Genomic DNA, 13,672 nt, shown 5'->3' with positions numbered 1-13,672 from the left:
GATGGAAGACTGGCTGTTCGTGGCGGCACGTGATGCCGGGCCCGAGGCCGCGCCCAGGGTCCTGGTGACCGTGGCCGCGGTCGAAGGCTCGGTGCCGCGCGAACCCGGCGCGAAGATGCTGGTCGATGCCGTGCGCCAGTGGGGCACGGTCGGCGGTGGCCACCTGGAGCTGCGCGGCGTCGAGACCGCACGCGCGATGCTGGAAAAGGGGGAGGTCCGGCGCCTGGAACGCTTCCCGCTCGGCCCCAGCCTCGGCCAGTGCTGCGGCGGCGTGGTGCACCTCGCCTTCGAGCTGGCGGATGCCGGCCACCTGGCGGCCCTGGCGGCGCGCGTCAATCAGGACAGCTGGCGCCTGGTGGCGCTGGACGGCGCGCCCGGCCTGGCGCTGTTCGACGCGCACGGACAAACGGTCCACGGCGGCGCGGCGCCGGAATTTGCACGCAACCCCGCCGCTACTCATATAATGCGCGAGCCGGACGGCCGCCGCTGGCTGGTGGATGCCGTCGAAGCCCCGCGCGCGCGCCTGGTGCTGTTCGGCGCCGGCCATGTGGGTGCGGCCATCGTGCGCGTCCTGGCCGGGCTGCCCTGCCGCGTGACCTGGGTCGACGAGCGCGAGGACCTGTTCCCCGCGAACCTGCCGTCCAACGTCGTCGCCGAAGCCACCGACACCCCGGAGGCGCTGGCGGAAAGCGCTGCGCCGGGCACCAGTTTCCTCGTCATGACCCACAGCCATGCGCTCGACCAGCGCCTGGCCGAAACGATCCTGAAACGCCCGTCCTTCGATGAAGACTGGTTCGGGCTGATCGGGTCGAATACCAAACGCAAGCAGTTCGAGCACCGCCTGCGCGAGCGCGGCATCGAGCCCGCGCGCCTGGATGCCATGGTCTGCCCGATCGGCGTGCCCGGCATCGAAGGCAAGCAGCCCGCCGTGATCGCGGTCGCCGTCGCCGCCCAACTGCTGATGGTGTGGGAAGCCCACGCCGCCACTATCGCTTCAACAGGAAGAATCTAATGTCGATCGACACCCAGAACCTGCAGGCCTACCGAGCGAGCCTGCTGCACTTTCACGCGGATCCGGCCTTTCTGGAGTCCGCCCATGCCTGGCACGAGGACGGCCTGCTGGTCGTCGAGAACGGCCGCGTCAAGGCGGCCGGCGACTACGCGAAGCTGGGATCGACCCTGCCGGCAGGTGTCGAGGCGGTCGACTACCGCGGCAAGATCATCACGCCCGGTTTCATCGACACCCACCTGCATTTCCCGCAGACCGACATGATCGCCTCGCCGGCGCCGGGCCTGCTGCCCTGGCTGGAGACCTATACCTTCCCGACCGAGCGCCAGTTCGGCGACCCCGTGCACGCGCGCGCCACCGCCGAGTTCTTCCTCGACGAGCTGCTGAGGAACGGCACCACGACGGCGCTGGTCTACTGCAGCGTGCACAGGGAATCGGTCGACGCCTTCTTCGAGGCGGCGTCGGCGCGCGACCTGCGCATGGGCGCCGGCAAGGTGCTGATGGACCGCCACTGCCCGGACTTCCTGCAGGACACCGCCGACCTGCGCGAGAGCGAGGGACTGATCAAGCGCTGGCACGGGCGGGGGAGAAGCATGTACGCGATCACGCCCCGCTTTGCCCCGACCTCGACCGAGGCCCAGCTGGCCGCCACCGGCGAACTGGCGCGCGCCTATCCGGACATCTTCATCCAGACCCACGTATCGGAAAACAAGGACGAGTGCAAATGGGTGGGCGAGCTGTTCCCGCAGCGCCGCAGCTACCTGGACGTGTACGACCACTATGGCCTGATGCGTGAGCGCGCCATGTATGGACACTGCATCTGGCTGGACGATGCCGACGTCGCCCGCATGGCGGAAAGCGGCTCGGCGATCGCCCACTGCCCGACCTCGAACCTGTTCCTGGGCAGCGGCCTGTTCGACATGGCGCGCGCCGACAAGGCCGGCGCGCTGGTCTCGCTGGGTACCGACGTGGGGGCGGGCACTTCCTTCTCGATGTTGCAAACCATGAATGAAGCGTATAAAGTTGCGCGACTGAAAGGCAGCTACCTCCCGGCCCTGCGCATGTTCTACCTCGCCACGCTGGGCGCCGCGCGCAGCATGCAGCTCGAGGGCACGATCGGGAATTTCGTTCCGGGGCTTGAAGCCGATTTCATCGTGCTCGACCCCAAGGCCACGCCGCTGCTGGAGCGCCGCACCGCGCACAGCAATACGCTCGAGGAAACCCTGTTTGCGCTGGCCCTGCTGGGCGACGACCGTGTCATCCGCGCCACCTACGCGGCCGGCCGTTTGGTCCACGAGCGGACGCTGCCCTGAGGTTTACCCTTGACGTTTCGCCCCTGGATCAGCCACGAGAACTTTATGCAGAACACATTCAGCCGCCGCCTCCCGCTCGCCGTCGCACTGGGCCTGGCCCTGGCCGCCAATGCCGGCGCGCGCCCGACCGCCGCCAACGCCAACGAGGCCGCCACCGCCCGCCATTACGCGGCCCTGATCGCGGGCGCCGAGCCGAAGACGGCCGAGCTGACCATGTTCTTCACCCAGATGCCCAAGGGCGGCGACCTGCACCACCATTATTCCGGCGCCGTTTACGCCGAGACCTATGTCGACTTCCTCGACAAGCAGGGCTATTGCGTCAACAAGCAGACCTACAGGATCGAGACCGACAAGGCGCTGGTCGAGGCCGAGCGCGCCAAGCCGGCGAAAGAGCGCAACTGCCTGGGCACCGCCGACGTCTACGCCGACGATTTCACTTACCGCGAGCTGCTGCAGCGCTGGTCGAGCAAGGATTTCCATAACCACGGCGCCCTGCAGGCGCCGCCGGACCGCCAGTTCTTCCAGACCTTCGGCTACTTCGGCCCGGTCTCCAACGCCAACTTCCACGAAGGCCTGGTCGAGATCAAGGAGCGCGCGATCCGCGAGAACGTCGGCTACATCGAGACCATGTTCAAGATGTCGCCCTTCGTCGCCAACAAGGACTTCGACGCCCAGGCCTGGCAGAACGCCCACGACGACAAGGCCTTCGAGGCCCAGATGCGCGCCTGGATGACCCAGCTCGACGCGGACCAGAAGTTCAACCAGGCGATCGCCGACTTCACGGCCAAAATCGACGAAGCCGCCGCCGGTATCGACGACGAGCGCTTCACCATGCGCTACCAGACCTATGTGCTGCGCCTGCTGAACCCGTCGCAGGTATTCTCCTCGATGCTGGCCGGCTTCAAGGCCGCGAGCAAGGACAGCAAGATCGTCGGCGTCAACATCGTCGGGCAGGAGAGCCAGATGGTGTCGATGCGCGACTACACCCTGCACATGCAGATGTTCCGCTTCCTGAAGTCGGTCTACCCGAAGGTCAAGGTGGCGATGCACGCCGGCGAGCTGGCCCTGGGCGACGTCCCGCCGGAAGACCTGCAGTTCCACATCGACCAGGCCGTCAACCTGGCCGGCGCCGACCGCATCGGCCACGGCATCGACCTGGCCCACGAGAGCAATGCGGTCGCCATCATGCAGCGCATGCGCGAGAAGGACATCCCGGTCGAGATCAACCTGACCTCGAACGCCTTCATCAACGGCGTGCAAGGCGAGAACCACCCGGTCACCCTGTACCGCAAGTACGGCGTTCCCTACGTCATCTCCACCGACGACGCCGGCGTGACCCGCCACAACCTGGCCAACGAATACGTGCTGTTCGCCAGCCGCTACAAGCCGGGCTACGCCGAGCTCAAGAAGGCGTCCTACAACAGCATCCGCTATTCCTTCCTGGATGCCGCCGACAAGGCGCGGCTGACCAAACAGCTGGACCAGCGCCGCGAAAGCGGGAACGACGGCTTTGGGCGTGCGTAACTAACCAAAAAATGCATATGTTTATGCTGGCTCTGTGGTCAACTCGCTACAAAACTCACGCTTTCTTCACAGCTTTGCCCAAAAAACAAGCGAAACAATTTTTCTACAGAATGCCTCCCTTATAATCCCGCCGTGCGCTTTTCCTAGGGGAAAGCCGCTCCACACGCGAATTCCTGCCCGTTTTTTCATCAACTTATACGCGCAAGCTATAAATTCCCAAGAGAAAACGTATTTGCTATCAGTTTTGCCTTCATGCATATTGGTCTTTTATTAACCAGTGGCAAAGACGAAGCTGGCAACCAATGGCTGTAACAGCCGGGAAATATTTGGCCGCTAGAATCGCGTGCGCCGCTTTTGTTCTTGAAGCTTTGGCAAGGGCGGTAAAGGGATGTACCGAATGTATAGGCGACGGCGCTAAGCGGTCGGTCCTAAGGGTTGCAGTACTGTGAGAGAGGGAACGACGTGTCCCTTAATAATTATTAAGTCTTTTTGGGGTTAATCCAATGATCTATCAAAAACGGATCCAGCTGACCAAGCTGGCGCTGGCTTTGTCGATTGCACTGGCAGGAGCACCGGCTCTTGCCCAGAACACGACTTCGGCAGTTGGCGGTCGCATCTCCGGCCCGGACGGCAAGCCTGCCGCCGGCGCCTCGGTGCAAATCATCCACACCGAATCGGGTTCGGTCAGCAACGTCACCACCGACGCCGAAGGCCGCTACCTCGCGCGCGGCCTGCGTACCGGCGGTCCGTACACGATCATTATCACGAAGAACGGCGTGACCGAGAAACGTGAAGGCATCTACCTGGAACTGGCCGAAGTCGCCGCCGTGGACGCCACCATCGGCGCACCGATGCAGACCGTGACCGTTGCCGGCAACCGCGCACGTGCCGACATCTTCAACCGCAACAACATGGGCGCCGGCACCTCGATCAGCAACGCCGTGCTGCAGACCCAGGCATCGATCAACCGCAACCTGCAGGACTACGCACGTGCCGACCCCCGCGTGTCGCAGACCGACAAGGAACGCGGCGAGATGTCCGTCGCGGGCCAGAACTCGCGCTTTAACTCGATGACCGTCGACGGCGTCGCCATCAACGACATGTTCGGCCTGGAAGCCAACGGCAGCCCGACCGCACGCCAGCCGATCTCGATCGAAGCGATCCAGTCGGTGCAGGTGAACATCGCCAACTACGACGTGACCCAGAAGGGTTACACCGGCGGTAACATCAACGCTGTCACCAAGTCCGGTACCAACAACTGGAAGGGCGGCATCTACTACGTCTACCGTGACGATCAGCTGTCGGGCAAGCGCTTCAACACCGCCAGCGGCGAATACAGCGACCCGCCGAAGTTCACCGAAACCACCAAGGGCGTCTGGACCTCCGGCGCGCTGGTGCAGGACAAGCTGTTCTTCTACGCCCTGAGCGAAGAGACCAGCTCGAGCCGCGCCGCTCCGGACTTCGGCTACGTCGGCCAGGGCCAGGGCACCACCGCCGGCATCACCCTGGACGAAATCAACCGCGTCCGTGACGTTGCCAAGAGCACCTACGGTATCGACCTCGGCAACCCGGTTGCCGGCGGCAGCGAGCTGAGCTCGCGCGAGCAGATGCTGAAAGTCGACTGGAACATCAACGAAAATCACCGCGCCAACATCCGTTACCAGCGTACCTCGCAGTCCGAGCCGATCTATCCGGGCTACTCGGCTACCGGCATCGCGCTGAGCTCCTACCTGTACACCCAGCAGAAGCAGCTGCAAACTGTCGTCGCCCAGGTCTTCTCGGACTGGACCCCGACCTTCTCGACCGAGTTCAAGGCTTCGAAGCGTGACTACGATTCGGTGCCGAAGAACAATGCGCGCCTGCCGACCCTGGGCTTCCAGTTCAGCGGCCCGCTGCCGTCGGATGCGCCGGCCGGCACCCGCACCGGTAACCGCTTCATCAACGCCGGTACCGAGATGTCGCGCCAGCAGAACGTGCTGGGTACCCGTACCCAGGACTACTACGGCGGCGCTAACTGGACGCTGGGCGACCACGAGATCAAGTTCGGTGGCGACTACCAGAAGAACAAGATCTACAACGCCTTCCTGCAGAACGTGTACGGTAACTACACCTTCGCCTGCGACAACAACTTCACCTACAACACGATCGGATCGAGCACGATCAACTGCGGCACGGCATCGCTGGCCCAGATCGAGAAAGCCGTCCTGGAGAACTTCCAGCGTGGCCGTCCGTCGTCGTACAGCCTGCAGACCGCCGCCGCTGGTTACACCCTGAACGACGCAATCGCCCAGTTCGAAATGTCGAACGTCGGCCTGTTCCTGCAGGACACCTGGTCGGTCAACCGCCAGCTGACCGTGAACTACGGCTTCCGCGTCGACCAGCTCGGCTTCGACCACGCACCGCCGGCCAACGCCGCCTTCGCCGCGCCGGTCGTCGCCGGTGCAGCCGGTGCCCGCCAGACCGGCGGCTTCGGCATCGCCAACACCTACACGCCGGACAACAGCAAGCTGTTCCAGCCGCGCTTCGGCTTCAACTACCGCTTCAACACCCCGCGCATGATGCAGCTGCGCGGTGGCGCCGGCCTGTTCCAGGGCGCGTCGGCCAGCGTGTGGATCGCCAACCCGTACCAGAACGCCGGTATCGCCACCCGTTCGAGCACCTGCTCGGGCACCGGCAACACCCGCTGCCCGGCTACCGACGGCACCTTCAGCCCGAATCCGGACACCCAGAAGGTCGTGACCGGCGCGCCGGCCACCGCTTCGGTCGACCTGCTGAACCCGAGCCTGCGCCAGCCGTCGAACTGGAAGTCGAACCTGGCCTTCGAGATGGAACTGCCGTGGTACGGCCTGGTGGCTGGCGCCGAAGCGCTGTACATCAAGACCAAGGATGGCATCACCTACCAGAACCTGAACCTGGGCAAGCCGAGCGCAATCGGCACCGATGGCCGCGAGCTGTACTACGGCGCCACCGGCGGCCTGCTGGCCAAGTGCTGGAACGTGGGTAACAACTCGGTCAGCACCGCAAGCGGCTGCACCAACACCACCAAGGCGCTGAGCAACGCGGGCTACGGCAACGTGCTGATGGCAACCGGTACCGACAAGGGCGAAAGCCGTCTGGAAACCCTGTCGCTGACCTATCCGATGACCCGTGGCCTGGGCTGGTCGATCGCCGCGACCCACACCTATGCGACCGAAGCGTCGAACCTGACTTCGTCGACCTCGAGCTCGAACTTCGGTGCACGCTCGGTGTTCAACCCGAACGAAGACGTGGCAGCGAACTCGGCCTACCTGGTGAAGAACCGCGTCAACGCGACGGTCAACTTCGAGAAGGCATTCTTCTCGGGCCTGAAGACCCGCTTCGGCCTGTTCTACGAAGGCCGTACCGGCAAGCCGTACAGCTGGACCTTCAAGAACGACATGAACGGCGACGGCATCGCGACCAACGACCTGATGTACATCCCGAAGGCCTTCGGTTCGGGTGAAGTCGTGTTCTACGGCGATACCGCAAGCAGCCACGCCAACGAGCAGCGCTTCTGGGACATCGTCAACGCCAACAAGGCGCTGAAGAACTCGGCCGGCGGCGTCGTGAACCGTTACAGCGACTTCGCACCGTGGACCAACAGCTTCGACCTGCGTATCAGCCAGGAGATCCCGGGCCTGTTCGCACGTAACAAGGGCCGTGTCTCGTTCGACATCTTCAACGTCGGCAACCTGCTGAACAAGAAGTGGGGCCACATCAACGAGATGCCGTTCTCGTCCTCGGGCGGCCAGACCCGCGGCTTCGTCGACTACGCCGGCCTGGATGCACAGGGCCGTTACGTCTACGCAGTGCGCACCCAGAACGACGACTACAGCATTCGCCAGAACAAGGGCGAATCGCAGTGGGCAGCACAAATCACCCTGCACTACGACTTCTGATCTGTTGATTTCGTAGCTGGATGATCGAGACGGCCGGTGGCGACACCGGCCGTTTTTCTTTCCCGCAGTGACTGGATTACATGCAATAATCTTCGGCTTGCAATCCATCGCAACAAGATAAGGTGTACCATTTCATGACCGTTTCCCGTCCCCTCCGCACCGGCCTCACCGTGCTGGCAGCCGGCCTGGTGCTGGCGGGTTGCGCGAGCGCTCCCGCAACGGCGCCGCGCGGCCCGATCGAACTCAATATCGTCGCCATCAACGATTTCCACGGCAACCTGGAACCCAGCAGGTACAGCTATGCGCCGATGGGCAGCGAGAAGAAGGAAAACATCCGCGCCGGCGGCATCGACGTGCTGAAGGGCGCGCTGGACGCCTTCCGCAAGGAAGACAAGGACCTGCTGTTCGTCGCCGCCGGCGACCTGGTGGGCGCGAGCCCGGCGGTGTCCTCGATGTTCGCGGACGAGCCGACCATCGAGGCGATGAACCGGATGGGCCTGGTCGCCAGCTCGCTCGGCAATCACGAGTTCGACCCCGGCAGCAAGGAACTGCTGCGCCAGCAGCACGGCGGCTGCGATTCGCCGCGCCCGGACAAGGCTTGCCGGCTGTCGAAGGACTTCCGCGGCGCCGGTTTTACTTACCTGGCCGCCAACGTCGTCGATGCCGCGACCGGCAAGAACCTGGTGCCGGCCTGGCGCGTCGTCGACGTCAAGGGCGTCAAGGTCGGCCTGATCGGCGCGGTGCTGAAGGACACGCCGTCGGTGACGGTGTCTTCCTCGATCAAGGGCCTGTCCTTCCTCGACGAGGCCGAGTCGATCAACAAGGTCGTTCCCGCCATGCGCGCCCAGGGTGCGCAGGTATTCGTGGTCCTGATCCACGAGGGCGGCCACACCGGCGAGCCCTTCGACAAGACGTATTGCGACGGCCTCGAAGGCCCGATCGTCGGCATCGTCAAGAAGCTCGATCCGGCGATCCGCCTGGTCATCACCGGCCACTCGCACAAGGGTTACCTGTGCAAGGTCGACGGCCGCGTGGTGACGCAGGCCGACTATGCCGGCCACGTGCTGTCGCGCATCAAGATGACTGTCGAGCCGGGCAGCGGCAAGGTCGACGACATCCAGGTCCGCAACGTCGTCATGGCGCCCGATCTGCCCGGTAATCCGGCCTTCACCCCGGATGCGCAGATGACGGCCTACCTGCAGGACGTGCGCGCCCGCAGCGCCGCCGAACTGGCCAGGCCGATCGCGCGCATCTCCGCGTCCGGCGTGTCGCGCAAGGACAGCGACGCCGGCGAATCGCCGCTGGGCGACGTGATCGCCGACGCCGCGGTGGCGGCGACCCGCGACCAGGGCGTGCTGCTCGGCTTCATGAACCCGGGCGGCATCCGCAAGGACCTGGAAGCGGGCGAGGGCGGCGTGGTCAGCTTCGGCCAGGCCCAGGCCGTGCTCCCGTTCGGGAATACCCTGGTGGTGCTGGACATCACCGGCGCCCAGCTGCGCGCCATGCTGGAGCAGCAGTGGGACCGTCCGGACAACAGCCAGTACATGCTGCAGGTTTCGCGCGGCCTGTCCTATTCGTGGGACAGCACCCGTCCGGTCGGCCAGCGCCTGGTGCCGGGCAGCCTGAAGGTGGACGGCAAGCCGGTCGAGGAGGGCAAGACCTACCGCATCGTGGCGAACAACTTCCTGGCCGAAGGCGGCGACAACTTCCCGGCGCTGGCCCAGGGCGTCAACCGCCATGACACCGGGATGCGCGACCTCGACGCGCTGATCGCCTGGCTGAAACAGAACCCGGGCATCGGTGCGACCGGCATGGCCGCGCCCCAGCCCCGAATCAACAAGGTGCGCTGAGCACCGTTCGATGAAACGTCCGGACAAGGAACCATCATGAAAAAACTCGTTTGTGTACTCGCGCTGGCCGGCGCCTTCGCCTCGACCGATGCGCTCGCCTGGGGCAACGACGGCCACCGCGCGGTCGGCGCCATCGCCGACAAGCTGATCAAGGGCACCAGGGCCGAGCAGCAGGTGAAAGCCATCCTGCTGCCGGGGGAGACCCTGGAATCGATCGCCACCTGGCCCGACTGCGTGAAGGGCAACTGGTGCGGCCCGCAGACCCCGGACATGGTCGAGTACGTGAACGCCAACCCGAAGCACAGCGAGTACCACTACACCGACGTGCCGTTCCAGCTGGATCATTATCATGACGGCGCCGCCGGCACCGCCGACGACGACATCGTGCAGACCCTGAAGCAGGCAATCGCCGTCCTGCAGGGCAAGGACACCCCGGCCACCAACCCGCACAAGTTCACCCCGCGCCAGGCCCTGATCCTGCTGACCCACATGACCGGCGACATCCACCAGCCGCTGCATGTGGGCGCCGCCTTCGTCGACAAGGACGGCAAGTTCGTGGTGCCGAAGACCAAGGCCGAGATCGACGAAACCGCGATCTTCGATTCGCGCGGCGGCAACAACCTGCTGATGGACGACGCCAAGCTCGCCGGCCTGGTCGCCAACCTGTCCAGCGTGATCCCGCCGGAAGAAGCCAAGCCGGTCAAGGAAGGCGTGCCCAAGGCGCTGACCAAGCCCTTCCACTCCTACTGGGACAGCACCACCGTCAACTACGCCTTCCGCCGCATCCAGACGAAGACGCCGGAAAAGTTCGCCCAGGCCGCGATCGACAGCAAGCCGGACGTCGCCCGCTCCACCGGCGACCTGGCCACCTGGCCCTATCAATGGGCGGACGATGCGCTGGCGGTGTCGAAGCAGGTGTTCGACGGCGTCACCGTCGGCAAGATCACCCCGCAGACCGGCAAGAAGGGCGAGACCTACTACACCTGGAGCCTGGAAGTACCGCAGAACTATCCGGTGCCGAGCTCCGCGATTGCCAAGACCCAGCTGATCAAGGGTGGGTATCACCTGGCGCAGGTGTTGCAGGCCATCTATCAATAATCGCTAACGCACGCACCACGCGCACATGGGCGCCGTTAAAATGGCGCCCATGCACAAACTATCCCTCCTGGCCCTCGCGGCCGCCTCCATCCTGCCCGGCATCGCGGCCGCCCAGGCTCAACCTCAAGAACGCGACCTGCCGCTGTGGGAAGCCGGCATCGGCGCCGCCGCCTTCAGCACGCCAGCCTATCCGGGCGCCGACGACCGCTCGAACCGCGGCCTGGCCCTGCCTTACCTGATCTACCGCGGCAAGGTCTTCCGCGCCGACCAGAACGGCATCGGCGCGCGCCTGGTGAACACCGACAAGGTGGAATTCGACGTCGGCTTCGCCGGCTCGCTGCCCGCGCATTCGAAGGACGTCGAGGCGCGGCGCGGCATGCCCGACCTCGGCACCCTGGTCGAGTTCGGCCCGCGCGTGAAATACAAGTTCGCCGACCTCGGCGAGCGCGGCAGGCTGCGTTTCGAACTGCCGCTGCGCGCCGTGATCGAGGCTCGTGGCGGGCTGCGGCGCCAGGGCTGGACCATGGAGCCGCGCCTGGTGTGGGAGAAGCGTGGCGAGGCCGCGCGCTGGACCATGGAAGCCCAGCTCGGCGCCGTGTTCGGCGACGGCCGCATCAACCGTTATTTCTATGAAGTGCAGCCGCAGTATGCGACCGCCGGGCGGCCGGCCTACAAGGCGGACAGCGGCCTGCTGCTGGTGCGCACCGGGCTGTTCGGCACCTACCGCCTGAACCCCGACCTGAGGATGTTCGGCTTCGTCCGCTATGAAACCTACTCGGGCGCGGCGAACCAGGACAGTCCGCTGATGAAAAAAAATACCGGCACATCGGCCGGTATCGGATTTGCGTGGACCTTCGCGCGCTCGCAGGAACGAGCGCGCAGCGCCGAGTGATCAGCGCGACTTGACGAACGGCTTGCCGATCGCCTTCGGCGCCACCGACTTGGCCATCAGGCCGGCCAGCACGATCACGGTCACCACATACGGGATCATCTGCACCAGCGAGCCCGGGATGCTGCCCACGACCGGCAGCTCGACGCCTTCGAGCTGGATCTGGATCGCGCCGAACAGGCCGAACATCAGGCAGCCCAGCACGGTGTGCAGCGGACGCCAGTTGCCGAACACCAGGGTCGACAGGGCCAGGTAGCCGGCGCCGGCCGACATGTCGCGCAGGAAGAAGCCGCTCTGGACGATGGCGAGATAGGCGCCCGAGAACGAGCACAGCACGCCGGCCACCAGCATCGCCAGGTAGCGGGTGCGCTCGACCGAGACGCCGGCGGCGTCGGCGGCGTGCGGGTTCTCGCCGCAGGCGCGCAGGCGCAGGCCGAAGCGGCTGTGGTAGATCGTCCAGTGCACCACCGGCACCAGCAGGAAGGCGACGTAGACCAGCACCGACTGGCCGCCGATCACGTGGCCGTACAGCCAGCCGATGAATGGGATGTTGGAAAGCAGCTCGGTGCCGGGCAGGGTGACGTCGAACAGGCGCGCCTCGCGCAGGTCCGGCGTGCGGCCGCCTTCATGGAAGAAGAACTGGGCGAGCACGAAGGTCAGGCCGCTCATGGCGATGTTGATCGCGATGCCGCACACCAGCTGGTTGCCCTTCTGGGTGATCGAGACGAAGGCCTGGACCATGGCCAGCGCGCTTGATACGCCGACGCCGGCCAGGATGCCGAGCCACGGGCTCTGGGTGACGTAGGCGACCGAGGCCGAGACGAAGGCCGAGGCCAGGATCTTGCCTTCGAGGCCGATGTCGACCACGCCGGAACGTTCGGCGAACAGGCCCGCCATTGCGGCGAACATCAGCACCGGCGCGTTGCGGATCATGGACACCACGATGCTGGCGATGTGAAAGTCTTCCATTTATGCTTCCTTGCTGGTGCGGGTCAGGTTGATCAGTTTCAGGAGCGCCGGCGCGTAGAAATTCTCCATCGCACCGCAGAACAGGATGATCAGGCCCTGGATGAAGATGAAGGTCTCCTGGGGGATGTTCGGCTTCTCGAGCGACAGGTCGAAGCCGCCCTGGATCAGGGCGCCGAACAGCACCGACGACAGGAAGATGCCAACCGGGTGCTGGCGCCCCATCAGCGCGATCGCGATGCCGACGAAGCCGGCGCCGGCCGGGAAGTTCAGCGACAGGTAGTGGGTCGAGCCCATCACCGAATTGACCGCGCCCAGGCCGGCCAGTGCGCCCGAAGCCAGCATGGTGACGATGATCATGCGGTCGATCCGCACGCCGGCGTAGTGCGCGGCGTGGGTATTCAGGCCGGTCGCGCGCAGCTTGTAGCCCCACGACGAGCGCCAGACGATCACGCCATACACGACAAGTGCGGCGATCGCCAGCAGGAAGCTGATGTTCAGCGGGGTGTCGCCGAACACGGGGAAGATCTTGTTCAGCAGCGGCAGCGAGGCGCTGTCGGCGAACACGCGCGAGGCCGGGTTCTGCTGGCCTTCCGGGATCATCTTCAGGATCACGTAGTTCATCAGGCTGGCGGCGATGAAGTTGAACATGATGGTCGTGACCACCACGTGGCTGCCGCGCTTGGCCTGCAGGTAGCCAGGCAGGAAGGACCACAGCGCGCCGAACAGCGCGGCGCCGATCATCGCGACCGGGATCATCAGCCAGCCCGGCAGGTGGGCATCGAAGGCCAGCACGGCCAGCGTGAGACCGAGGCCGCCGACATACATCTGGCCTTCGGCGCCGATGTTGAACAGGCCGGCCTGCATCGCGATCGACACCGCGAGGCCGGCGAAGATGAAGGTCGAGGCATAGAACAGGGTGTAGCCCAGGCCTTCCGGATCGAGGATCGCGCTGTCGATCAGGATGTGCAGCGATTCCGACGGGCTTTCGCCGAGCAGGTGGATGACCAGGCCCGCCACCAGCAGCGCCGACAGCAGGTTCAGGATGGGGAGGGCGAAACCCGTGGCCCAGCGAGGGAGTTCAGTCTTTTTCATGTCTCTTACCG

Annotated in this window: 9 protein-coding genes; 7 read left to right on the top strand and 2 right to left on the bottom strand. The window is 65.1% G+C overall.

What is annotated here, in order from left to right; genetic code table 11:
* The first annotated feature begins 1 nt into the window (after window position 1).
* From xdhC to AC1DOP_RS04285, 7 genes are all read left to right on the top strand, one after another.
* The gene (gene xdhC / locus AC1DOP_RS04315) at window positions 2–1,012 is read left to right on the top strand and encodes a xanthine dehydrogenase accessory protein XdhC (protein WP_442122269.1); all 1,011 of its coding nucleotides are present in this window, start codon (window positions 2–4) and stop codon (window positions 1,010–1,012) included.
* On the top strand, window positions 1,012–2,322 hold the full coding sequence (gene guaD, locus AC1DOP_RS04310; protein ID WP_442122270.1) for a guanine deaminase: 1,311 nt from the start codon (window positions 1,012–1,014) through the stop codon (window positions 2,320–2,322). Before xdhC ends, guaD begins: the two co-directional genes overlap by 1 nt.
* Window positions 2,323–2,367: 45 nt before the next feature.
* Window positions 2,368–3,846, top strand: a complete 1,479-nt coding sequence (locus AC1DOP_RS04305; RefSeq protein WP_477249990.1) for an adenosine deaminase family protein — start codon at window positions 2,368–2,370, stop codon at window positions 3,844–3,846.
* 503 nt (window positions 3,847–4,349) lie between these two features.
* On the top strand, window positions 4,350–7,763 hold the full coding sequence (locus tag AC1DOP_RS04300; RefSeq protein WP_477249987.1) for a TonB-dependent receptor: 3,414 nt from the start codon (window positions 4,350–4,352) through the stop codon (window positions 7,761–7,763).
* Between the two features lie 134 nt (window positions 7,764–7,897).
* Window positions 7,898–9,613 (top strand): bifunctional metallophosphatase/5'-nucleotidase, encoded by a 1,716-nt coding sequence (locus AC1DOP_RS04295; RefSeq protein WP_477249985.1) that lies wholly within the window; start codon window positions 7,898–7,900, stop codon window positions 9,611–9,613.
* A gap of 36 nt (window positions 9,614–9,649) precedes the next feature.
* Window positions 9,650–10,711 carry a S1/P1 nuclease gene (locus AC1DOP_RS04290; RefSeq protein WP_477249983.1) on the top strand — a complete coding sequence of 354 codons (1,062 nt, stop codon included), beginning with the start codon at window positions 9,650–9,652 and terminating at the stop codon, window positions 10,709–10,711.
* 49 nt (window positions 10,712–10,760) lie between these two features.
* Complete coding sequence (locus AC1DOP_RS04285; protein WP_442122275.1) at window positions 10,761–11,603, top strand: MipA/OmpV family protein; 843 nt, start codon at window positions 10,761–10,763, stop codon at window positions 11,601–11,603.
* Here the strand turns inward: AC1DOP_RS04285 and AC1DOP_RS04280 are convergent, their stop codons facing one another.
* Together AC1DOP_RS04280 and AC1DOP_RS04275 are read right to left on the bottom strand one after the other, a co-directional pair.
* A complete protein-coding gene (locus AC1DOP_RS04280; RefSeq protein ID WP_477249981.1) occupies window positions 11,604–12,569 on the bottom strand; it encodes an ABC transporter permease in 966 nt (321 codons plus the stop codon). It abuts the gene before it with no gap.
* Window positions 12,570–13,661: an ABC transporter permease gene (locus tag AC1DOP_RS04275; protein ID WP_442122277.1), complete on the bottom strand. Its 1,092-nt coding sequence runs from the start codon at window positions 13,659–13,661 to the stop codon at window positions 12,570–12,572.
* Window positions 13,662–13,672 lie beyond the last annotated feature (11 nt).

It is taken from the genome of Massilia sp. 01N410 (genome assembly GCF_056399665.1).
The sequence above is the reverse complement of the archived record's forward strand: the minus strand, read 5'-3'. Positions and strand labels throughout refer to the sequence as shown.